The following is a 22,614-nucleotide window of genomic DNA, read 5'->3' as shown; positions in this document are numbered from 1 at the left end:
ACGGGGTCTGAGCCGAGCGGCGATCAGGGGGAGGCTGTAGGGGTCGCCTCCGCAGCAGGAGCGGCGTCTTGGAGTCGGTCGAGCCGTCCGTAGAGTGCGCGCAGCACCCCGGCCTTCGTCTTCACGCGGGTCAGGGTGCGGGAGCGTCGTGAGAGGGGTCCGTCGGCTTCGCCCAGGACGATCTCGGTGAACAGGCGTCGGCCGTCGTGGTCCGGCAGACGGCTCGCGTATTCGTGTAGGTCGGCGGCGACGGCGCGGGCGGCCCCGGTCAGCAGCAGCCCGATCTGTTCGTAGTCGTCGGGCCGCAATGCCGTTGGATCGGTCCATGCCAGCACCGTCCGCAGCAGGTGCTCGTGCGTGGTCCGGTCGAGCGGAAGGTGGGCGCCCAGGTGGCCTTCGGGGTCGTAGAGCACCGTGTGCCCGTTCATGACGCGGCCGTCGCGCAGGAGGGAGAGGTGAGTTGCCGTAACCGGTCGGCGAACGGGGCGGCCGGGACGAGCGCCGGCAGGGTGTGGGCGTCGGGGTGGCTGATCCAGTCGGCGGCGGCCGTGCCGTCCTGCGGCGTGACCGGGGCGAGGAGCTGGTGCCCCACGGACAGCACCCGGACCCCGGGGAGGCCCGCGAAGACGTCGCCGGTGTCCGTCGGCACCAGACGTACAGCTGGTCGCGGAGGTGGTCTACCAGGACCCGGTAGCCGTCGCGGGTGCCCGCGCCCATCGCGGTGAGCGCGTCGAGCCCGACGGTCATCGGTTCGACGGCCACCGCGTCCCACGCCCGTCCGCACTCCACCCACCGCGTACGGGCCCGGTGGCCCCGCCACCGGATGCGCTGGGCCCCGGTGACCACGGCGAGCTCGCGCCAGGCCGGCGCCGCAGGCTCTCCGGAGCCAGCCGGTCTTCCGATGGAAGCAGGTGCCATCGCCATCTCCCTGATCAGACGTCACGTAACGAACCACCCAAGCAGCAACGCCCGTACGGACGCGATGTCCCACCGATGAAAGAACGATGCAAGTCCCGGTGAACCGGGCCGATTGCCGGGCAGAGCAGCACCGGGAAGGGATACGGTCACGGCACCCGACCCGGAGCCGGCATGAACGACCACCCCAGCAAGCCCGTCCCCAACACCCGGCTGCGCACGGTCCGCGAACTCGAGTTCCAGATGAGCCGCTCCGAGTTCGCGGAGAAGGTCTACGAGACCGGCAGGGCGATGGGCGAGAACGTCGCCTGTGGCCCGCGCCTGGTCGCTGACTGGGAAGACGGCAACGTGCTGTGCCCCCGTGCCGTCTACCAGCGGATCCTCACGAAGATGACCCACGGCCGGAGCATGACCGACCTCGGCTTCACCCTCCCCGCTCCACCCGCCCCAGCCGCCCGGCCCGTTCAGCCCCTCACCGGTGCGCACGAGCGCCGGGAAGAACCGGCCCCGGCGGACCGGCGGACCTTCCTCCTCGACGGCGCCGCCGCCCTCCTGGCCCTCCCGCTCACCACCGGTCCGGCACCGGGGAAGATCGGCGCCCGCGAAGTACGGGCCGTCACTGCGGCCGTCACCACCCTGTACGCCCGCGACCACGACCACGGCTCCGCACCCCTGCGCCACGCCGCGTCCGAAGCCCTGCACACCGCCTACCAGTGGCTCCAGTCCGGCACCTACACCCACCGCACCGAGACGAAGCTGCGCTCTGCGACCGGCGCCCTCTCGATCGCCGCCGGATGGCTCTCCTACGACTCCGGCCGGGCGGCCGACGCCCACTCCCTGTACGGCGAGGCCCTCGCCGCCGCGCGGATCGCTGAAGACCCCGCACTCGAAGCCCACGCCTTCGGCTGCCTCTCCCTCCTCGCCAAAGCCTCCGGACGGCCCCGGGAGGCGGTCTCCGCCGCGCAAGGCGCACAGGCCGTCGCCCGCAACCTCGGCTCCCCGCGGCTGCTCTCCCTGTTCCACATGCGCGAAGCCGGCGGGTGGGCCCTGATGGGCGACGCCACCGCCACCGACAAGGCGATCATCCGCGCCCACACCCTCTACGCCCAGGGCCCCCGCGACGACGCCGACCCGGCCTGGCTGGACTTCTACGCGCCCGGTGAGCTCGCGGGCCTCGAAAGCCTCGCCCGCGCGGACCTCGGTCAGCACGAACGCGCTGCCGCCGGCGCTGAACAGGCCGTTCTCCTGCACGGTGACACCTTCGCCAGAAACAGGGCCCTGTACACGGCTGACATCGCCATCCAACATGCAGTCAGGGACCGTCCCGAGCCGGAGGCAGCCGCCGAAGCCGCAGGACGGGTCCTCGCGTTCCTCCCCGAAGTGCGCTCCGACCGACTGCTGCAGTCCCTGCACAACGTCGCCGGCGCACTCCAGCGCCACGGCCGCGTCCCCGCGGTCGCGTCCTGGATCGAGGAATACCGCGCAACCACCGCCACCGGAGGAGGACGGGCGTGACCAGCACCCGCACAGACGTCGTGATCCGCACCTACGGCCCCGGCCAGGTCCCGCCCCTGCTCGACACGATCGCCGACATCTGGTCCGACGCCCACCCCGAACTGGTCGACACCCCCGGGGCCTCCACCGACGGCCTGTCCGCCACCGCACTCCACCGCCAGGTCACCAGCCACCTCCGTCACCAAGGCTTCACCCTGGTCGCCGCCTACACGAGCGGCTCCATGGTCGGCTTCGGCTACGCCTTCCCCTGCACACCCGAGTACTGGTATGGCCCCGAGCTGCTCCCCGAGATCCCCGAACACGTCCGTGCGGGCCGCCTCATGGGCCTGTGCGAGCTCGCAGTCACCCCCGCCCGGCAGTCCCAGGGCATCGGCTCCCGCCTCCACACGGAGCTCCTGAAGGCCATCGATCCCGATTACGCCTCGCTTCTGGTGCGCCCGGACAACACCGCCGGCCGGACCCTGTACGACCGCCTCGGCTACACCTACGCAGGCCCCTACCGAAACGAACCCGACGGCCCCGTCTACGACCTCCTGCTCCTCGAAGTCGAAAACGATTCCGCTACGCGGTGACCATGCACCGCCGTCGGGGTCGACGGGTCCCCGGGACGGGGGTCGCCGGTCGTGCGTATCTTGCCGCTCCGCACGCTTCGCGACAGCGTGCGGAGCGGCTTCGGTCCGGGATGCGGGGCTGCTTCCTGGTGACTACGGTGCGGGCTCGTAGACCACCGTTGTGCCGGTGCAGTCCTCCCCAACCCCCAGCATGGACTGGCGTTCGGCGTCGTCGACGGCCAGGCCCCAGCGCAGCTTCGTATCTACCCAGGTCGCGGCGTACGTGCAGTTGTGGGCCCGGCCCAGCCTCCCGTCGGCGCACCCGGCGCGCGCGTCGACGCCTGACGGAAACCATGGAGCCGTAGCCGCTGTCTACCGGACGAGTCGGCAGCGGCCGGTTTCCGAGCTGCGGTCGTTGTCGGCCCTGGTTAGCGTGAAGGTCCCACAGCCTGCCTGACGACCAAGGAGTCCCGTGATGGCCTCATCGGCCAGAGGTGACATGGGCCGACGTATTGCGGCCCGTCGCTCGCAGCTCGGCCTGTCACGGGAGGAAGTGGCGCTGCGGGCAGGCGCAGCACCCGGCTACATCGAGTACGTGGAGCAGCAGACCGCCGCACCCGACATCGGGTTCTTGCTGCGGCTCGCCAACGCGCTGGAGACCTCTGTCCAGGAGCTGTCGGGAGGGACGGCCGACCTGCCTCCAGGACTGGGGAAGGCGGCGGGCCGAGCCCGGATGGTCGAACTCGACGACGCGACGTGCTGGGCGCTGCTGGGCGACCACGGCGTGGGGCGAGTCGCGTTGGATCAAGAGGACGGGCCGGTGGTCCTTCCGGTGAACTACCAGGCGCTCGAGGGCGAGGTCATGTTCAGCACGGCGGAGGAGTCCCCGCTTGCCCGTGCTGCCGGAACGGAGGTCGCTCTCGAGACCGACCACATCGACGATGCCTTCAGCAAGGGGTGGAGCGTGCTCCTGGTCGGGCCCCTGCGCGTGCCGGACGAAGAGGTCGCGCGAAGGCTTCGCGATGCGGCCCACTCGCAGCCATGGGCGGGGGAGGGACGTGATCTGGTCATGGTCATCTCGCCCCGGCGCGTCACCGGGCGCAGGATCGTCATCCCGGACGCCCCGGGCGACGCTTCCTGATGCTGTTGTCAAGAGGCGGCTGTGACTGGTGGCGCGACCTGATAGAACCGGCCGTCAACGGATCAGGGCCCACAGAACGTTGACGCGTCGACGGGCAAGGGCGTGCACGGTCTGGACGTGCTTCTTCCCCTCGGCGCGATACCGGCGGTGATTCGCTCGTGTGTTCCCCGGCCACCCCGAGCAGGGCCCGGCGTTGCCGACGGCCATGGTTCCAGCGGAGCTTCGTGGCGGCCCGGGTCGCGGCGTACGTGCGGCGGCCTCAACCCTGCGTGTGAGGGGGCAGGGCGGTGGTGATCTCGCGGAGTCGGTTCTGTGCGCGAGGAGAGTGGACCTGTTCGGCAAGGGCTGCGGCTTCGTGGGTGAGGGCCAGAGCGGCGTGGGGCTCGCCTTGGAGCCGTCGCGTGTCTGCCAGGTCGAGTACCGCGAGCATACGGTCGCGAGGGAAAGCGTCGTCGGTCGCTGTGAGGCTTCGTGTCAGGTAGGGCTCGGCGGCTCTGGGGTCCTGGGCGGCGAGCCAGGCGCGGCCGGTCACGGCGTCGATGGCGTGGTGGCTCAGCCACCGCGACCACCAAGGTCCGTCACCGCCGGCCTTGTCCAGCAGGTTGTGGGCGGTGTCGCGGGCACGGCGCAGCTGTTCCGTGTCCCCCCGGCGGCCCGCGGCGAAGATCTGGCGTTCGGCGATGACCGCGCCCAGGCGGGGCGGGAGACCGCCGGGGTCACGTCCGGCGACGTCCAGGAACGTCCTTGCCTCGGAATGCTGGCTGAGCCAGGACGCCTGGTAGCCGGCGGACGCCAGCAGATTGCTGGTCGCGAAGCGTGTGTCGGGTGAGGGAGCGGCTTCGCGGGCCAGGCACATACCGGTCTGGTAGACGCGCTGCGCCTGGGGGTGCAGGTCGGCGTCGAAGAGCATCCACCCGTACTGCTCCGACAGTTCGACGAAGGCGGTGTGCAGGCGGCGGCCTGTGGGGCTGTCGTCACGGGCGTGGGCGACGACTCTGGCGACGCTCTGCCACAGCCCGCCTGCCCAGAGCAGGCCGGCGGTGCTTCCGTCGGTGTCGTCCAGCTCGCGCAGCTCACGCACGGAGTTCTCGATCCCGCCCACCAGCTGGGAGGAGAGCCGACCGCCGCGCTCGGCCGCTTGAGCGGAACCGTTCCCGATGAGGAGCGCGAGCCCCGGGGCGGTCGCGGCGGCTCCGGCGAGCAGGAGCAGATTTCTGCGGTCCATAGGGTCTCCCTGAATGATCTCGCGGAGCAGCGCGTCCATGGGCGCATCGCCGGGGGAGTCGAGCCATCGGCGATGCGGCCGTCTGCGCGGTCCGCTCCAACTGAGCTCCGCGGCGGTGACCGTGCGGCCGGCGCGGGAACTCAGGACCGTGAGGGCGTCCCGCTCGTTCTCCTGGTTCGGACGCGAGGGCTGGCCGCGCAGCCACGGATAGGCGCTCTTGAGGTCCAGAGGATGCGAACCGCGCCGATGGCGAAGCTCGTTGATCCGGGCGACGAGCTGTTCGGGCCTCAGCCCGATCTGGTTCATCAGCTCGGCGAGCGGATTGGGCGCGGTCGCCTCAGCGAGCTGCTCCATGGAGCTCCCCTCCGGACCGGGACGTCATCTTCGGACGGTAACACCACCCACCCCGAAACGGGCGGGCGCGCATCCCAACAACTGGTGTAAGAACACCAGTTGGCGCTCCTACACCGTCGCGGGTGTATCCACCGGGTACACCGCACACACCGTCCGAGGGTCTTCACCCCGGTGGTGCGGAGCGTTTGTCTTGGGAGCGGGCCGAGCGGTTCGACCAGACGCAGATTCGACGGCCCGGCACGAATCCGTCCGGCCAACGGGCCGGGCGGCCGGCTCCACACTCTCTTGGAGGTCCCCCGTGGAGAACACCGACACCGAGATCTACGCCGCGCCCGAGCTGACCGAGCTGGGCACCGTCACCGGCGCCACCCTCGGCACCAACAAGAAGGACGGGCAGGACGACACCGAGTACTGGCACTGACCGGTAACGCGGTCACCCGCCAGTGAGATCTGCGCCCGGGACGACCTCAGCCGGTCGTCCCGGGCGCTTCCTGTGCACCACACGATGCACGAGCGAAGGGAGGGCCGGTGATGGTGCGCTTCGTCGCCGGGAAGTTCACAGCCAGCACCGAATCCAGCAGCGCCGGGGTCCGGCCGCGCGCCGGCACCGAGATACTCAACCGCCCCCGGACCCGGGCGTGGGCGATCGGCCACGGCGCTGGGGAGACAGAAGCCTGGGCGGCGTCGGACGGCACCGATGCCTTGCTCGTGACGGCCGGGCACTGCCTGGCCGGCCAGGCCGAACAACGTGCGGCCCTGGCCGCGGCACGCGCCGGAGATCTCGGGCCCGCCGTGCGACTGCCGGGCGCCCACCTGTCTCTCATGTGGGCCGACGGCGAGCTCCGGGTGGCCGGAGACCGCGCGGGCGTGATCCCGGTGTACTGGCTCCGCCACGACGGCGTGCTCTGGTGGTCCACGGCGGCCGCCGCACTGGCCGCTCTGGCCGGGACCGGAGCGAACCTGCCGGTCCTGCTGGCCGACCTGACTCTGACGGGCGTGGACACCCAGTCCGGCCAAGCCCACTTCGAAGGGGTGCGGCGCGTGCCGCCGGGGCACACCCTGATCCTGCGCGACAACGCCGAACCGCACATCGCGCCCGTCAACGAACCGAACCCCCATTCCTTCGAGCAAGGTGTGCGGCGGCTGCGCGCCGCCCTCACCCTTGCGGTCGAGCGGCGCGCGCAGGCGTACGAGCGGATCACCGCCGACCTCTCCGGGGGAATGGACAGCACGACGGTCGCCTGCCTGGCCGCACGCAACCGTCCCGTCCTGGCCGTCACCTACACCGACGCCCACCTCGCCGACGATGACGATCTGCTCTACGCCCGGCGGGTGGCCGCCGAAACCGGCGGCATCACCCACCAGGTCATCGATGCCCGGCACACCGGGGTGGCGCAGTTCGACGGTCTCGCGGACCCCGCCGAACTGCCATTCACGGACACCCCCTCGCTCGCACTCGGCATGCTGGCCGTCAAGGAAGCCCAGCTGGCGCCCGTCGCCGCCTACGGGACGCAGGCGCACCTGACGGGGCGGGGCGGCGACAACGTCCTTGCGACGGAGCACAGCCACTACGTCGACCAGTTCCTCGCGCGGGGCCGTCTGCCGGCACTGCGCGGCGCCGCTTCCTACGCCCGGGCGCAACGCGTCGCACCCTGGCGGGTGTGGCGCCAGCTGGGGCTCACCGCGGCCACCGCCTACCCCCGGGCCCTGGAACACCTTGCGGGCACGATCAGCGGCCCGGATCCGCTCGTCGCGCAGCGCGCCGCCCGGTGGCAGAACCTCGCGTGGTGCAGCGTGACCTCCGCGGCCGGCTGGCTGACCCCCGCCGGACGCCGCCTCGTGGCCGGACTTGCCGAACAGCGCGCCCAGGCGGCCGATCCGCACGCGACGCCCGCGGCCCTGCACGACCGGCAAGCCCTGGAATTCATGGGCGCCAGCCACACCATGTTCGACTCGATCGCCCGCCAGAAATGGGGCATCCCCATCCACGCCCCGTTCCTGGACACCGCCGTCGTCGACGCCTGCCTGAACATCCCCAGCTACCAACGGGTGCGAGAGGGCGAGTACAAACCCCTGGCCCAAGCGGCCTTCACCGGACTGGTCCCCGACTTCCTGCTGCGCCGCCAGACCAAAACCGCCTTCACCACCAGCCTCTACACCGGACTGGCCGCCAACGCACCCGTCCTACGGCGCATCATCACCACCTCGCACCTCGCACAAGCGGGCCTGATCAACACCCAACGCGCCACAGCCGACCTCGACACCGCCATCGCCGGAGCCCCCGCGCCCCTGGCCGACCTGCACACGCTGCTCGTCACCGAACTGTGGCTCGCCCGCCTCCCCACGACCACCGTCACGGCCACATGGTGGCAGCCCGACACCGACCGGAGCTCTTCATGCGGATGACGCCCCAGCTCTACACAGCCCACCTTCCCGGCGGCAGCGCCGCAGTGATGGACACCCGCACCGGCCGCGGCCGGTGGCGCCACTTCAACACCACCGCCGCCCACCTCTGGAAGCAACTCGCCGATGGGATCCCCCTCGACCAGGCGCTCGACGACCTCACCGACCACTTCGTCCGCCAGGGCGCGAACCGCGACACCGTCCGCGCAGACCTGGAAACCCTCGCAGGCCAGCTCCGGGACACCGGCCTGCTCACCGCCCACATCAGCACCCCGCCCAGCCCGACCACCCCCGAGGCCCGCCCACCACTGCCAGCCGACACCCCGCTGGGGGTCGCCGACCGAATCGCCGGCCTGCTCGGCCTCACCACCGCGCTGATACTGCTGCGCTGCGCCCCCATCCGCATCAGCATCGCCGTCGCCGGCGCTCTCGGCCGGACCAACCGCCCAGCGGCCAGCGGCGAGCAGGCCGACCTCCTCTTTCACGCGGTCCGCCACTCAGGACGGTTCTGGCCGGGACGCGCAGCGTGCCTGGAGGAGTCACTCGCCGCCTACGTCGCGGCGATACTGCGCGGCCGCCGCGTCACCTGGGTGATCGGAGCACGTACCGCTCCCGCCGCCGCACACGCCTGGATCGAGGCGGGCGGTGAAGTGGTCGGGCAGGACCTGGCCGACCGCCTCTGGCCGTACGCACCCGCCCTCCGCGTGTAAAGCCAAGCACACCCGTGAGAGTGAGTGTCAGAACATACATTCGCCACCCGTCGCCACGGTGACCACCCGAATGGGTCATCGTTGCCGTAGACGTGACGACAACTCAGGCGGACACCGCCACCGAAGAACCCCACATCCGCCGCCGGCGCGGCCGACGAACCCGGCAGCAAAAGTCCGTCATCCCCGAATACAGCGTCAGCGCCGAACGCCACGACGGGGCACTGGACGCCTCCTGGACGACCATCGCACGCCGCCTGCCCCGCCTCTCCTCCATCGTCATCCGCCTCGCCTGGACCGCCGACCCCCGCGCCTGCACCCTGCTCTGCCTGCTCCTGCTCGTCTCCGGCACCGTCACCGCCATCGGCCTCTACGCCACCACCGGCGCCCTGACACCCCTGCTGGCCGCCGGACCCACCACCGACCGACTGCACCAAGCACTGCCCTCGCTGATCACCGTCAGCGCCGCCGCATCCGTACGCTCCCTGACCGCCGCGCTCACCATCGCCACCACCGCCCGCATCGGACCCCGCGTCGACGGCACCGCCGAAATCCGCTACCTCGAAGCCGCCACCCACGCCCCGCTCACCGCATACGACGACCCCGCCTGGTGCGACCACAGCGAAGCCGCCAACCGCGCCGCCAAAGACGCCCACCTCATGACCGAAGCGCTCGCCACCGTCACCACCGCCCTCCTCGGCCTCCTCGCCGCCGCCGGCATCCTCACCCACCTCCACCCCGCACTCCTGCCCCTTCTGCTCCTCGCCGTCGTCCCCCGCGGCTGGGCAGCCGTCCAGGCCGCCCGCGCCGCCTACCTCACCGACCGCCACACCCTGGGAGACCGGCGACTGCGCCACTCCCTGATGTTCCACACGGCCGGACGCGACAGCGCCCTGGAAGTCCGCGCCAACACCATGCGCCCCTGGCTGCTGGACCGCTTCCGTACCATCACCACCCGGCTCGAAGTAGCCGCCGCCCAGGTCGGCCGCACCCACGCCCGCTACCAGCTCCTCGGCGACGCCGCCGCCGGCACCGCCACCGGCGGCGTCTACGCCGCGCTGCTGTGGCTGACCGCCACCGGACACATCCCGCCCGCCGCCGCCGGCACCGCGTTCATCGCCGTCCAGACCAGCCAGCGCCTCCTCACCGGCCTCGTCCAAGGCGCCAACACCACCTACAAAACCGGGCTGTACATGGACGACTGGAACACCTTCCTCACCGACACCACCGCCCGCACCCCCCTCCCCGACCAGCCCCGGCCCGCCCCCGCCAACCCGAAGACCGTCGAAGCCCACCACGTCACCTTCCGCTACCCCGGCAGCGAACTCCCCGCCCTCCAGGACATCGACGTCCGCGTCCGCCAGGGCGAAGTGCTGGCCATCGTCGGCGCCAACGGCTCCGGCAAGTCGACCCTCGCCAAACTCCTAGCCGGGCTCTACACACCCACCACCGGCACCGTCACCTGGGACGACACCGACCTGACCCACATTGCCCCCGAACAGATCTGGCACCGGCTCGCGATGCTGCCCCAGGACTTCGTCCGCTGGCCCGTCACCGCCCGCGAGAACATCACCCTCGGCCAAGGCCCAGGAGACGACACCACCATCAACACCGCCGCCCACGCAGCCGGCGCCAGCGCCGTACTGGACACCCTCCCCGACGGCCTCGACACCAACCTCGCCCCCTCCTGGTGGGGAGGCCGCGACCTCTCCGGCGGACAATGGCAACGCATCGCCGCAGCCCGCGCCTTCTACCGCGACGCCCCCGTCCTCATCTGCGACGAACCCACCTCAGCTCTCGACCCACTCGCCGAAGAAGCCGTCTACGAACGCATCCGCACCCTCAGCGCGGGCCGCACCGTCATCCTCATCACCCACCGCCTCGGATCCACCCGCAGCGCAGACCGGATCATCGTCCTCGACGGCGGACGCCTGATCGAAGAAGGCACCCACGATGCCCTCCTTCAGCATGACGGGCAGTACGCGAACATGTGGCGCACCCAGGCCAAAACGTACGGCGACCAGGTCGTGTAGCTGGTGACGAGTTTTACTCCGACCTGGACACCTGCAGACCCGGGTCATGTCCGAGCCCGTCGCCGAGTACATCCAGCACGCCAACCTCTGCGCCAGCGGGGAAGTCCACTGGCACAGCCGACTCGCTTCCAGGCTCACCCCGTAGCCCGCACGGGAGCCACCAAGGGCCCCAGGTCCTACACGCACACCAGTGCGATGCCGGGCGCTTTGATCCCGTGGCATCAAACTGGAGTGCGTGTAGGACCTGGGGCCCGAGGGCTGGGGCTGCTGTCTCCCCGGTGTACCCCCGCCCCTGCACGCATCCCACCCGGCGCTACAACAGGCTTAACCCCAGGCATAGTTCCGCTTCAGAGCCCTTTGTCGGACCCAGGTGAAAGGGTGGGGGTATGACCACACTTTCCCTCGCCCTTCTGGGTGCTGACCGCGATCTCAAGGCCGAAGAGATTCCCTCGATCGTTTCCGCTCACACTGGCCGCTCTCTGCGCCGCTTCGCGTTGGAGATGCGTGTGCCCGAAGACGCGTCCGAGGAACTGAACGCCGAGCTCCAAGCCGCCACCGACGGAACCAAGTACCTCCAGGGCCCCGACGCCGAGTGGCAGGTCTCCAGCAACCGTTACTCCTACACCCAGGGGGAACGGCCTGCGATCTACACCTACAACCTGGAGATCCAGGAAGTAGAGGGACTCCAGGCATCCGCCGTGGAAGCTGACGGGATGGTCCTTGTGCCCGTGCAGTACGACGAGTCCATCAGCAAGGACTCTCTCGTACTGACCCTCGTCACCGAGGTCGCCGGCCAGGAAAGCGAGCGCCTGGAGGAACTTCTCCAGACGCAGGGCGACTCGTACTTCGACGTCGTTCGCCGCGGTGTAAGCGAGACGCCTGTGCGTATGCGCTTCGGCCGATGCTTGTGGCAGCAGGGCGACGGCGACGTCAGGCGGCACAACCTGACGCTCGTCGCCGACGAGAACCAGCCGTCCGAACTCGCCGGATTCGCTCAGCTCAACCAGCCGCAGCTCGCCCGCACGACCGAGAAGTCCGTCGCCACCGCTGACGCGCTCGCCCTGCTCTTGGAACACCTCCACGAACAGGGCTCGCTCAACGAGGAGGCTTACACCACGATCAAGGCCGCAGCTGTCCCCCACAAGATCACGGTCCGGGAACAGCGAGAGTTCAGCCGCACCGACAGGCTCGACGACTTCTGGCACAAGACCTCCACGCCCGCGTGAACTCCCCGCAAGGCGCCGCTGAAACGCCGTGAGCACCGGCGACACCGAGGGCCCAGCAGAACGTCTGCTGGGCCCTCGGTGTCCCACCTCGCCCGGAGGACCGCCTCACCGGCTGAGGCGGATGCGTGGCCCCCACGCGAACTCGAGGTCGTCCAGGAAGACGGTCTCCAGCTTCTTCTCCCACTGGCCGCGCAGGAGGAACGGCGCGGTCTCCATCCGCTCCACGATGACCAGGGTCTCGGGCTGCCCGACCAGCGCGTACCGGCCGTGCGAGGCGGGCCTGCTGCCCGGCCCGTGCGTGCGCAGCATCTCCTCCAGGCGGGCGCGGTGCTGCTCCACGAACGCCTCCAGGCGCTCGATGTACCCCTCGCGTTCCTCGGGGCGCACCGCGCTCAGCGCGACGTCCAGGAAGTCCCCGCCGTCCGGCCAGTGCCGCACCCCCGGTGCGGCCACGGCCCACGGGAACCGCTCCGCCACCGCCAGGACGTCCGCCGCGTCCAGCACCATGGCCGGGGCCGCTTCCTCCACCGGAGCCTCCTGCGGAGCCGGAGAGGCCGACTGCTGAAGGTGCGCGACCAACATGGCGTTGGACGCGGCGAGCCCCCGCCCCGTGGTGGCGGTGGTGTCGGCGATGCGCAGCAGCTGGCTGGCGACGTCGCGGACACCGGCGCACCAGCCGTCCTCGAACCGCTCCTCGGACTTGTGCGGGGGGGCTGCTCTCGGAGACCCAGGTGTGTGCGCCAGCCACCGCCCCGGCCTCCAGCTTCGCCACGATGTCGTCGGCCTGCTCGTGTCCGATGCCGACGGCGGCCAGGGCCTGGAAGACCGTGAACCGCGCGTCGGTGGCCTCGTGCTGGTGGTGGCTGATGCGGGCCAGCTCCTGGCCGTACGCGTCGGCGTCGTGCTGCTCGGTGCTCATGCGGTGTCTCCCTTGTCGTGGCGGGTGCGGTTGGCGACTCAGTCCGGATCGCTTACGGGCGCCGGCACCGAGGTGTCGGTGGCCGGGGCGCGCAGGATGCGCCAGCTGGTGCGCGGCGCGGTGACGGCGTGGGCCAGGACGACGACGGCCTGGCGGCCGAAGCCGCCCCGGACCCACGCCCCGGCGTGGCGGACCTGATCGGCCGCCCAGTCACCCAGCCGCCGCCACGGGCGCAGCCGCCCGAGCAGATAGCCGACGGCGAGCGCGGCGGCCGCGGTGACGACGACGCCCACCATCAGGACCACCGCATCCCGATCGCGGACAGCAGCTCCATCCGCTCCGGGGACAGGGTCGCCGCCCGGCTGCGCTGATTCCCGATCCAGGAGCCCAGCCTGTACTCCCGCTCCTCCTGGCCCTCGCCACCGATCCGCTCGACATGCTTCCTGGGGACCTGGAAGTGCCCCTCACGCTCGTAGAACTGGCGGGCGGCCTCGTAGTTCATCGCCCACTTGTCGGCCTGCGTACGACGCGGCGGCGGCTTCTCGTCCTCGGTGGCGGGCTCGATCCCGAGGACCTGCTCGCACATCCACTGCTGCACGGTCGTCAGCTGGTCCCACCCGAACCGAACCGACTGCACCCACCGCCCGAGATCCTCGCCCTGGCGCATGACGACGCCCGCCTCGGTGGGCAGTGTCTCACCGGCGTCCAGGTGCATCCGCACGAGGTGGAAGGCCCGCTGCCAGGCCACCGGCCAGGACGGGCACCACGAGGCGTCGATCTCCTCCAACTGCTCGCGCCGCTCGTCCGTCAGCGCCCCGGTCGCCGACTGCACCGGCAACCCCTCGGCACGCCGCTGTTCGTTCTCGGCGGCTTTCCGGGCGGCGGCCCGCGCGTTCTTCAGGAAGATGCCGACCTTCGCGCCCTGGAAGGTGGCGTCGAGCGGGGCCAGAAGGTGCCCGTGTTCGGCAGCCCACCCGCGCGCGGCGGACAGGCCCTCCTTCCACGCGACGTCGTGGTGCGACCAGATCATGCCGAGCTTCTCCAGCTGGACGACGCGGTCCTCGTCCATGTCGCCGCGGGCGTAGAACCGGCGCGCGTCGGCGGTCCACTGTCCGAGCGGGAAGTTGGCGAGCGAGGCCGGCCACCCGGCGGCTTCCGCCTCCTGGTCGTCGGCGGCGGGCACCCGGAAGGTGAACGGGACGCGGAGGTCGCCGTGCTCGCGGGCGTAGATGACGGCGGCCTCCACGCCGCGCCGCCAGTGCTCGTGCTCCGGGTTGAGGACCCGCAGGTTGATGAACGCGGCGAGCGCAGCCGGGTCGCGCGGCGTGGAGAACTTCAGCAGTGCCTTGGCGGGAGCGCTGACACCTCCGGAGCCCTCACCGCTCCCGTCCGTGCTCTTGCTGCTGTCGTCCTTGCGGACGGGCTTGTAGCGGCTCGGGGCCTGCTGCTCCGCGAGGCTCTCAACGATCCTGGCGTCGTGCGCCCGCAGCGCCTCCAGCAGCTTGGCCAGCCCGCCGAAGGCCCGGGAGGTGAGCATGTTGTCCGCCGTCTCGCCCGGCCCGAGCAGCACCGGCACGACGAGCGATGCGACCTTGCCCTCGCCGGGCTGCATCCGCAGCGCTCGTCCCACGGCTTGGACGAGGTCGGGCATGGAGCCGCGTACGTCGGCCCAGTAGACGGAGTCGCAATTCTTGGTGTCGACGCCCTCGCCCAGGACCTTCACCGAGCACAGGAAGCACTTCTCCACCACGGCGCCGTCCGCGGCGATCCCCGCCGCGAACTCCCCGAGCAGCCGGCGCCGGTGGAGCGGCTTGTGGTCCCCACACAGCCAGTCCGCCCAGATCGTCTTCGGGTACAGCTCCGGGTCGGATGCGTGCAGCTGCGCGGCGACGTCCGGGAGGCCGGCCGCGAAGGCTTCGGCTTCCTTGACGACGTGGTGGAAGACGAGCGTGCGCCGGAAGTTCTCCTCCGCCGACGCCTTCACCAGGGCGGTCTGGAGCGCGGCGAGCCGGGCCCCGCGGACCTCTGCCGACCGGCTCTCCGCGCCCAGGAGCTGCGCGGCCTGGAGCGCGGTGTCGGTGACGTCGACGCACACGACCTGGTAGCGGGCACAGATGCCCCGGTCGATGGCCTCTGAGAGCGTCAGGGTGAAGCAGCGGCTGCCGAAGGGGCCCTCGGGGTCGTCGTCCATGCTCGCGACCAGCTCGCCGGGGGCGCCGGCCTCGTCCTCGTCCCCGAGCTGCCAGAGCCGGGGCGTGGCCGTCATGTAGAGGCGGCGCAGGGACGGGATCTTCTGGTTGTCGTGGACGACGGCCCACGGCTTCCCGATCCGGCCCGAAACGCGGTGGGCTTCGTCCACGACGATCAGGTCCCAGGCCGCGAGGCCCCCGGCGTGCGCCCGTTCCAGCGTGCCCAGTCCGAGGCTGGCGTACGTGGCGTACACGGTGACCTTGTCCAGGCCCCGCGTCCACTCCACCAGCTCGTCCACGTCCGTGGTGTTGGGGAAGGACACCTCCTCACCCCGCAGCGAGGACACCCCGATCATCGGCCCCCGGCGGCCCCCCTCGCGCCACGCGGCCTCGGTCTGGGCGAGCAGGTCCAGCGAGGGCACGAGCACCAGCACGCGGCCCGCGTGGAGTTCTTCGGCGACGCGGGCGGCCACGAGGGTCTTACCGGATCCGGTCGCCATGACGACCTGAGTCCGCAGCCCTCGCTCGGGCAGGAGTGTTCGGTCGGGAGGTTCGAGGACCCGGAGGGCCGCGTCGACGGCCTGTCGCTGGAGGGGCCGCAGGTCCATGTCGCCTCTCCTCGTCAGCCTGGGACTGCTGAAGGTCTGGGTCACGTGGCGTTGTAGGCGAGCTGGGCCAGCCGCAGGGCGTCGGCCAGGGGCGCCTCTCCGATGAGGTCTACGCTGACGCGGTATGCGGGGTACCCGGTGGTGAGAATCCGTGCAGTGGTGACTCCCAGGTCGTTGAGCTGCTGCTGGCTGTAGGCGAGCCGAAGATTGATGGTGCTGGATCCGGCGTATACGTAGGCAAAACCGCCGAACTGAGATCCCTGGCGACGCAGGCGAAGGTAGCGGCTGTAGTCCAGGGGAGCGTCGGGCAGCGCGTTCTTGCTCTTGATGCCGTAGACACCGACGTTGTCCCACCGGGTCGCTTCATCGAGGAACCTGACGAACAGGTCGGCAGTACGGTTGCCGTTCAGCAGCTGACGGACTGTCTCCTGCCCTTCGTCGGGCACTCCCGGAATCCGGGCCGGCTGCGGCCCGCTGCCGGGGCCACGCCGGGCGCTCACCGAAACCGCACCGCCGTGATGGCTCGTCAACTCCGCAAGTATGGAGGAGGCATCCAGCTCTTCGGCGGTGCCTTCGAACTGGAACACGGTCACCTTCATCTGATTCCCTTCGTGCTGACTGCCGCGGATCGCAATAACCTACTATGCATAGCAGCCTCTGCTATGCATAGTAGTGGCCCAATCGGTAGCGCGGACTCAGATGAAGGAGAGGGTGCGAACGGTGATGTGGCCAGACGGCCGACTTTGGAGGCGTTGGGGCCGTGCGGCTCGTTTGGCCCGCCACCCTCCAGCACGCCGGCGTCGACCTGACCGTGCTCCTGCCCCAGCTCGGCACCGTCGCCCACTCCGTGCACCGGGCCGTCACCGCGAACACGGCCCGGATCCGCGCGGAGGGCAGCGACCGGTGGGCCGACCTGCTGCGCGCCACGGTCCCCGAGGGCGTCGTACGCGACGCGATCCTCTCCTCCCCGGCCTGGCCCGACATGGCCGCCGCCCTGGCCCGTCTCGACGCCCAGGGCGTCGACGTCACCCGCGTCCTGAACGCCGCGCACGCCCAGGGCGAAGGCATCGACCGCACCCTGGCCACCCTCCTCACCACCCCGCCCCCCGCCACCGCCCGCACGGCCCCCGCCGCCCGCACGGCCCCCGGACCGGTCCCCGCCGCCCGTACGGCACCGGCGCCCGCCGCGCCCACCGCCGTGCCCGTCGCCGCGCCTGCTGCGCCCGTCGTGCCCGCCGCCGTGCCCACCGGGGTGGCGGCGTCGGGGGCGAGCAGGGACGCGCGCTTGATGTGGGGCCCGCTGACCGCAGGCCTGACGGTCCCTCACGACCTGGACCTCGCCGACCGGGCGAAGGCCCTGAACCAGCTGGACGTCCGGCCCGCCGAGAACAACCGCCTCGTGACGGTCCTCCAGGACGTCCTCGGCCCGGGGAAGGAGACGAGCCTGCTCGTCAGCGCCCGCCCCTGGCCCCTGCTGGCCCTGCGCATGAAGACCCTCGTGGACGGCCCCGACGGCGAGCCGGACCTGCGCCTGCGCCTCGGCGGGCTCAAGGACGTGCTCGGCCGCCCGGGCCCGCCGGCCCAGCTCGCCGAGCGCCTGGTCGCCGCTACCCTCCACACCCTGACCGCTCCGCCCGGCACCCCGGTCCCCGATCGCCCCCGCGTCTCCCCGGCCGCCGCCCGCGCCCGCTCCACCACCACCACCAACACCGCCCCCGGCACCGGGCCCGCCCCCGCCGAACCCACCGTCCCCGCCCACCGCCGCCCCACCGCCCCACCGCCCCCGCCCGCCGCCCCTCCCGCACCCGGTGACCCGGGACGCGCACCGGGGCACCGCCGCGCGTCCCAGTGCGGCGCCTCTACAACCAGCGCACAACCGTAAACCGGCCCGCGTGACGGCCGGTGCCCTTACCCCGCCCGGCGGAGTCCCTGCCTCGCACCGAACAGCAGAGGGGTGGCGTCACCCGTGACGCCACCCCTCCACGACCAGTGACTCCGGATGCGCGACGGCCCGCCGCCACCACCGGCGCCGCCCTCCACCCCGCCACCCTCGGCCTCCGCCACGGCGGCCGCCCCCGCAGCAGACGCCCGGGCGGGGGCGCCTGCCCGGGAACGGACGCGGACGGCTGGAGAACCGCCCGCTCCGGCCCCGGCGCCAACGCCCGCAACGCCTGCTGAAGATCCGCGATGTGCTCCGCCCGCGCCTCCAGCTGATCACGCAACAGCTGCGCCTCGGCCTCGGCGAGCTGGCGTCCGTGTTCGGCGGTGGCGAGGGCCAGGGCGTGCTCGTGGCGGGCGCGGTCGAGTTCGGCGCGGAGCCCGGCCACGTCCTCCTGGTCCGCGACGACGACCTGGTCCGGCCCGGCCGGGGTCACCGCGGTCACCTCGTCGGGTCCGGCGGGGGCGTTCAGCCGGAACCCGGCCGCCAGGAGGTCCTCGACGGGGATCAGCCACCCGCGCTGCGGGTCCTGGACCGCGCCGGGCAGATCGCCCGCCTCACGGCGCCGGCGGATCGTCGTGCGCGAGACGCCGCACGCCGTGGCGGCCTCGCGCTGGTTCAGCAGGGGACGCGTGCTCATGAGCCCATCCTCCCCTGAGGGAAGCGATCGTCTGGGCATGCGGGCACCATCTGAGGCTTGAAGGCGGTTCCTGGCGCAGTTGCCCACCAGGAGCACCGGCACCACACAGAGGGGCCCGAGGCGCTCAAATCGCCTCGGACCCCTTTTCTGCCCGCCCACCGTACCGCCCGCTACAGACTCCACAGACGCCGTTCGACCGTACGGACCTTGTCCGGGTAGGCGACCCCACCGTTCCGTCCTGGAATTCGAGTTGGTACGTGTTGTCGTCGCGCAGCCGCACCTGGACATACCAGCTGCCCTCCATGCCCTCCTCGACGCGTTCCAGGACCAGATGCGCGTTTCCGCGCTGGAGGTTGGCCACCATCCGGCCTATCGCCGGCTTCGTGGTCTTCACCACCCACCCCGCCTCATCAGTTGCCATCAGCATGGCCCGATCCTCCAACATGGCTGTGACATCGCCCCAGCGGGCAAGTGCAGATCTTCGCCATCATGGGCCGGTGAACGCGGTCGCAGCATGCGGGCAACGCGGTTCGGCGCACGGGTTGCCTCCGCAGTGCAGCAGCTACGGAACTCTGGTTCTTGACTTCGGGGTCAAGAAAAGTGTTAGTGTTCTGATCATGGGAAGGCCCAAGCAGTTCGATCCGGATGCTGCCGTCGAGCATGCGATGAACGTGTTCTGGCGGAAGGGCTATGCCGCGACCACGCCGCAGGACCTCGTTGACGCGATCGGCATCGGCAAGGGCAGTCTCTACAACACCTTCGGCAGCAAACATGCCCTGTTCGAGATGGCGCTTCGCCGCTACCGCGACAGCCAGGCCGTCGCCCTCATCGAGATGGTCGAGGAACCCGGCCCGGTCAAGGTGCGCCTGCGCAGGACGCTGAAGTCCCTTGCCGAGATGGACCTTGCCGACCCGGACCGCCGGGGTTGCATGGCCGTGAATGCCGCGGCAGAACTCGCGGGCACGGACCAGGTGGCAACCGAACTCGTCCAGCGCATGTTCGCCCGGACCGAGGACGCCTTCCGCGCGTTGATCGAGGAAGGGCAACGTTCCGGAGAGATTGCACCGGAACGTGATCCCACAGCCTGGGGGAGCCTGCTGCTGAACACGGTGGTTGGCCTGCGGCTCATGGCGCGTGTTGCCGAAACCCCTGATCGTCTCGTCCGGGTGATCGACGCGACGGTCGACTCCCTCTAAGCCGAACCAGCAGCGCTCGGTCTGCCGGGTGACTGCTGCCCGCATTTTGTACTTACAGTTCAAAAAATTGGAGTGTCGTGCACCTCAACCTCACCGCCAAGACAGCCGTCGTCACCGGTGCCAGCCGCGGCATCGGACTCGCCACCGTCCGGACGCTCACGGCCGAAGGCGTCCGCGTCGTCGGCGCTGCCCGCACCATCACGCCCGAGCTGAAGGAAACCGGCGCGCACACGGTGTCTGCCGACCTGAGCACCGCCGAAGGCGTCGCCACGCTCATGGACAGCGCCCTGGTCGAACTGGGCGGCATCGACCTGCTGGTGAACAACGTCGGAGCCGGGGACGACGTGGAGCCCGTGGGTTTCCTCGACACCGACGACTCCCGGTGGACCCGCGTTATCGACCTCAACCTGCTCAGTGCCGTCCGTGCCGCCCGAGCGGCCCTGCCGAGCCTGATCGAGCGCCGGGGGGCGATCGTCAACGTCGCGTCCATCAACTCCCGTCTGCCCGCCGCTGGCCCGGTCGCCTACAGCGCGGCCAAGGCGGCCCTCGCCGCCCTCGGCAAGTCTCTGTCCGAGGAGTTCGGGCCCCAGGGCGTGCGCGTGAACACCGTCTCACCCGGAGTGGTCCGCACGGCCATATGGGAGGACCCCGAAGGATTCGGTGGCAAGGTGGCGGCCGGAGCAGGGGCGGAACACGCCGCATTCCTCCAGCACATCCCGGAAGCCTTCAACATCACCACCGGCCGCATCACTGAACCCGAAGAAGTGGCGGCCCTGATCACGTTCCTTCTCTCCGACGTCGCAGGCAACATCACCGGCGCCGACTACGTCATCGACGGTGGCACCGTCAAGACGCTCTGAACCAAAGAGTCCCGCGGGGCGGGGCTGATTCCTATTGGCTGCGGGACGAGAAGCGCCCGTTCCGCAGCCATAGAAAATGACATGACCGTGAGACGGAAGCCTCCGGCCAAGCCGTGAGGCAGATGGAAAATCCGCAGGTCATTCGGCTGCTCTATGCCACGGGGCGCGAGATCCTACATGCGTGACCCCCTGAGCGATCGTCAGCCGCCCCGGGCCTCCCCCAGGTCCGGGGCGCGGCCGTTGGGCCGTCAGATCGCCGTACAGCCCCTCCGGGGCGGGAGTCACTCGCGCGCGTTCGGCGTGCACGCGTGCACGGGTGCACGTGTGCACACGGGGCGAACGGCCGGACGCGGTACGGGCCCACAGGGGTGCCGCGCCCCCTGCCGCAGCTGGATCAGGTACGGGGGCAGCAGCGGGTCGGCCCAGGTCACGGCCTGATGCACTGGCGCTGCGGCAGGCCCTGCGGCAGGTGCTGCGGCAGCACCTGCGGCACCAGCACAAGACCGGTGACCGGTCCGCTGGGCGTCCGCTGACGATCCGCTGGCATCCGTCCGGGATCTGTCTGGCGGACGGATCCCAGCGGTTGCTGGACGGATGCCAGCGGATGCCCAGCGGATGTCTGGACGGATGCGCGCGGAGCGCCCCGCGAACCCGGGTTCGGCCCAGAACTCACCATGACCGGGTTTTTCGGCGTGTGTGCAGCTCAGGACCGCCACCCGCCACCGCCCGGCCACCGGCACCCCGGGTGGCGGGTGGGAGGTCACCACGGGCCGGGTGGCGGTGCCGGGGCGGTGGCTGGGCGGTGCCGGGTGGCGGTGCCCGGAACGGCCGGCCCGGCACCCAGAGGGCGGGCCGGCGGACTCACCACCCCACGTCGTCGGCGGTCTGCGAGCGCAGTGCGGCGTGGTCACGGGGTGGGGCGTTCGGGGGGCCAGAGGAGGCGGAGGTGTCCCCAGCGGGCGCGTGCGGCGTCGGCGGTCAGTCCGTGGGGGCGGCCGATCTCCTGCCAGGTCGCGCCGGCCGCCCGGTCCGCGAGGACCGCGACGCGGACCAGCTCCCGTGCCAGGGCGGCGGTATCGGCCGCGGCGGTGCTGTGGACCCCGGCCGCCGCGTGCCGGTGCTCGACCGCGTCGGCGAGTACCTGTTCCAGGGCCTCGCACCGGGTGCGGAGCTCCCCGTTGATCTGGAGCAGCGCGATCCGGGCCCGCATCGCGGCGGCGGCCCGCGTCCGGTCCCGGTAGGCCGCTTGCCGGCACGACCGCGGCCGGGCACAGTACCGGCGGCGGCCACCTCCAGCCGGGAGCGGGCGCCCGCACCACACGCATGTGTCACTCACAGCCGGATCAATCCCCCGCAATCCAGTGACAAACACCACCCGGCGGCCCGTACAGGCCGCCGGGCGGTGCTTCAGCCCGGTACGGGGGAGCCGTCGCGCTTCCGGAGGTCCCGGACCGCCAGGACCACGCCCCGGCTGTAGCTGAGCAGCACCATGAGCCCGATCGGGACAACGAGCCACCGCCACGCACTGTGGAACGAGACGAGCCCAGATCACCCAGGCGACCTGCATCGCACAGAGCACCAGGTTGCCCAGCAGACGCAGCACCGGATGCGGTCTCCTGCGGAACACGCTCTCGAACCAGGTCTTGTCCATGGCCCCACCCCTCAAGTTCGGCCCGGGACCGGCCCGGACGACGACAGGCGCACCATAAACGGCCCGCTCCCCGCCAGAGCCCCCAGGGAAGAAGTCGGCGTCCACCACACCCCGGAAAACGCGGCCTGACCTGGTGTTGACCAGTCCCGCGGCTGCCCCGCCGGTGCGACCAGAGGCGCGACGTGAGGCGCGACCAGGAGCGCGACCAAGAGCGCGACGAGAGGTGCGACCTGCCGGGGCGCCCCGGCGCCCCGGCCGCCGTGCTCGCTCTCGACCTGGCGGCCACCAGGAGGCAGCACCATCGGTTTCACCATGGGGTGCGACATCCGTAGCGGCATGGGTAGCGGCATGGGTAGCAACATCCGTTGCGCCCCCTCGCCCCGCTCACCACGCCCCACCGCAGCTCAGACACCGGATACGGCGTGGTGAGCACCTCGGACTTCCCCTCGTTCCCCGGGCCTGGCTGCTGGATGGAGTGGTGGGCGGGACGGGTGACGGGGAGTCGGGGAAGACATACGCCGCTGCGCCGGCCTCTCTCCCGG

Annotated in this window: 21 protein-coding genes and 1 pseudogene; 11 read left to right on the top strand and 11 right to left on the bottom strand. The window is 71.2% G+C overall.

Annotated features, from left to right (window positions below):
* Positions 1–23 precede the first annotated feature (23 nt).
* Both OHA55_RS30750 and OHA55_RS30745 read right to left on the bottom strand, forming a co-directional pair.
* Positions 24–428, bottom strand: coding sequence for a restriction endonuclease (locus OHA55_RS30750; protein ID WP_266712657.1), 405 nt, complete (start codon positions 426–428; stop codon positions 24–26).
* The gene (locus OHA55_RS30745; RefSeq protein ID WP_266712655.1) at positions 425–649 is read right to left on the bottom strand and encodes a hypothetical protein; all 225 of its coding nucleotides are present in this window, start codon (positions 647–649) and stop codon (positions 425–427) included. Before OHA55_RS30745 ends, OHA55_RS30750 begins: the two co-directional genes overlap by 4 nt.
* Before the next feature lie 440 nt (positions 650–1,089).
* Here OHA55_RS30745 and OHA55_RS30740 point away from each other — a divergent pair, with 440 nt between their 5' ends.
* From OHA55_RS30740 to OHA55_RS30730, 3 genes are all read left to right on the top strand, one after another.
* Positions 1,090–2,430, top strand: a complete 1,341-nt coding sequence (locus tag OHA55_RS30740) for a hypothetical protein (RefSeq protein ID WP_266712653.1) — start codon at positions 1,090–1,092, stop codon at positions 2,428–2,430.
* Positions 2,427–3,002, top strand: a complete 576-nt coding sequence (locus OHA55_RS30735; protein ID WP_266712651.1) for a GNAT family N-acetyltransferase — start codon at positions 2,427–2,429, stop codon at positions 3,000–3,002. The genes OHA55_RS30740 and OHA55_RS30735 overlap by 4 nt, the downstream gene beginning before the upstream one ends.
* A 478-nt stretch (positions 3,003–3,480) precedes the next feature.
* On the top strand, positions 3,481–4,122 hold the full coding sequence (locus OHA55_RS30730) for a pyridoxamine 5'-phosphate oxidase family protein (RefSeq protein ID WP_266712649.1): 642 nt from the start codon (positions 3,481–3,483) through the stop codon (positions 4,120–4,122).
* Positions 4,123–4,130: 8 nt separating this feature from the next.
* Here the strand turns inward: OHA55_RS30730 and OHA55_RS36545 are convergent.
* Both OHA55_RS36545 and OHA55_RS30725 read right to left on the bottom strand, forming a co-directional pair.
* Positions 4,131–4,272: pseudogene (locus OHA55_RS36545) on the bottom strand (IS110 family transposase); the annotation flags it as partial.
* A 109-nt stretch (positions 4,273–4,381) separates the two neighbouring features.
* Positions 4,382–5,701, bottom strand: a complete 1,320-nt coding sequence (locus OHA55_RS30725; RefSeq protein ID WP_266712646.1) for an XRE family transcriptional regulator — start codon at positions 5,699–5,701, stop codon at positions 4,382–4,384.
* A gap of 298 nt (positions 5,702–5,999) precedes the next feature.
* On the opposite strand from OHA55_RS30725, the gene OHA55_RS30720 reads away from it, so the two are divergent.
* The 5 genes from OHA55_RS30720 (at position 6,000) to OHA55_RS30700 (ending at position 12,070) form a co-directional block, all read left to right on the top strand.
* Positions 6,000–6,122, top strand: coding sequence for a hypothetical protein (locus tag OHA55_RS30720; protein ID WP_266712644.1), 123 nt, complete (start codon positions 6,000–6,002; stop codon positions 6,120–6,122).
* A 110-nt stretch (positions 6,123–6,232) separates the two neighbouring features.
* Entirely contained in the window at positions 6,233–8,107 is a 1,875-nt protein-coding gene (locus OHA55_RS30715) for an albusnodin/ikarugamycin family macrolactam cyclase (protein ID WP_266712641.1), read from the top strand.
* On the top strand, positions 8,098–8,814 hold the full coding sequence (locus tag OHA55_RS30710; protein ID WP_266712639.1) for a lasso peptide biosynthesis B2 protein: 717 nt from the start codon (positions 8,098–8,100) through the stop codon (positions 8,812–8,814). The genes OHA55_RS30715 and OHA55_RS30710 overlap by 10 nt, the downstream gene beginning before the upstream one ends.
* A gap of 92 nt (positions 8,815–8,906) precedes the next feature.
* Complete coding sequence (locus OHA55_RS30705; RefSeq protein WP_266712637.1) at positions 8,907–10,844, top strand: ABC transporter ATP-binding protein; 1,938 nt, start codon at positions 8,907–8,909, stop codon at positions 10,842–10,844.
* A 386-nt stretch (positions 10,845–11,230) separates the two neighbouring features.
* On the top strand, positions 11,231–12,070 hold the full coding sequence (locus OHA55_RS30700) for a hypothetical protein (protein ID WP_266712635.1): 840 nt from the start codon (positions 11,231–11,233) through the stop codon (positions 12,068–12,070).
* Between the two features lie 105 nt (positions 12,071–12,175).
* Here OHA55_RS30700 and OHA55_RS30695 read toward each other — a convergent pair whose 3' ends face one another.
* From OHA55_RS30695 to OHA55_RS30680, 4 genes are all read right to left on the bottom strand, one after another.
* The gene (locus OHA55_RS30695; protein WP_266712633.1) at positions 12,176–12,598 is read right to left on the bottom strand and encodes a hypothetical protein; all 423 of its coding nucleotides are present in this window, start codon (positions 12,596–12,598) and stop codon (positions 12,176–12,178) included.
* A gap of 429 nt (positions 12,599–13,027) precedes the next feature.
* Entirely contained in the window at positions 13,028–13,285 is a 258-nt protein-coding gene (locus OHA55_RS30690; RefSeq protein WP_266712631.1) for a hypothetical protein, read from the bottom strand.
* The gene (locus OHA55_RS30685; protein WP_266712629.1) at positions 13,285–15,786 is read right to left on the bottom strand and encodes a DEAD/DEAH box helicase; all 2,502 of its coding nucleotides are present in this window, start codon (positions 15,784–15,786) and stop codon (positions 13,285–13,287) included. The genes OHA55_RS30690 and OHA55_RS30685 overlap by 1 nt, the downstream gene beginning before the upstream one ends.
* Before the next feature lie 41 nt (positions 15,787–15,827).
* Positions 15,828–16,385, bottom strand: coding sequence for a hypothetical protein (locus tag OHA55_RS30680; protein WP_266712627.1), 558 nt, complete (start codon positions 16,383–16,385; stop codon positions 15,828–15,830).
* A 161-nt stretch (positions 16,386–16,546) separates the two neighbouring features.
* Here OHA55_RS30680 and OHA55_RS30675 point away from each other — a divergent pair, with 161 nt between their 5' ends.
* On the top strand, positions 16,547–17,668 hold the full coding sequence (locus OHA55_RS30675; protein ID WP_266712625.1) for a hypothetical protein: 1,122 nt from the start codon (positions 16,547–16,549) through the stop codon (positions 17,666–17,668).
* Here OHA55_RS30675 and OHA55_RS30670 read toward each other — a convergent pair.
* Both OHA55_RS30670 and OHA55_RS30665 read right to left on the bottom strand, forming a co-directional pair.
* On the bottom strand, positions 17,646–18,365 hold the full coding sequence (locus OHA55_RS30670; RefSeq protein WP_266712623.1) for a helix-turn-helix domain-containing protein: 720 nt from the start codon (positions 18,363–18,365) through the stop codon (positions 17,646–17,648). The genes OHA55_RS30675 and OHA55_RS30670 overlap by 23 nt on opposite strands.
* A 124-nt stretch (positions 18,366–18,489) precedes the next feature.
* Complete coding sequence (locus tag OHA55_RS30665; RefSeq protein WP_266712621.1) at positions 18,490–18,792, bottom strand: hypothetical protein; 303 nt, start codon at positions 18,790–18,792, stop codon at positions 18,490–18,492.
* Positions 18,793–18,982: 190 nt separating this feature from the next.
* On the opposite strand from OHA55_RS30665, the gene OHA55_RS30660 reads away from it, so the two are divergent.
* Both OHA55_RS30660 and OHA55_RS30655 read left to right on the top strand, forming a co-directional pair.
* Entirely contained in the window at positions 18,983–19,561 is a 579-nt protein-coding gene (locus OHA55_RS30660) for a TetR/AcrR family transcriptional regulator (protein ID WP_266712619.1), read from the top strand.
* 77 nt (positions 19,562–19,638) lie between these two features.
* Positions 19,639–20,421 carry an oxidoreductase gene (locus tag OHA55_RS30655; RefSeq protein ID WP_266712617.1) on the top strand — a complete coding sequence of 261 codons (783 nt, stop codon included), beginning with the start codon at positions 19,639–19,641 and terminating at the stop codon, positions 20,419–20,421.
* Between the two features lie 907 nt (positions 20,422–21,328).
* On the opposite strand, the gene OHA55_RS30650 is transcribed toward OHA55_RS30655, so the two are convergent.
* Positions 21,329–21,631, bottom strand: coding sequence for a hypothetical protein (locus OHA55_RS30650; RefSeq protein WP_266712615.1), 303 nt, complete (start codon positions 21,629–21,631; stop codon positions 21,329–21,331).
* Positions 21,632–22,614 lie beyond the last annotated feature (983 nt).

This window comes from Streptomyces sp. NBC_00102, assembly GCF_026343115.1.
Lineage (GTDB): Bacteria > Actinomycetota > Actinomycetes > Streptomycetales > Streptomycetaceae > Streptomyces.
Note: the sequence above shows the minus strand (reverse complement) of the source record. Positions and strands in the feature narration are given on the sequence as shown.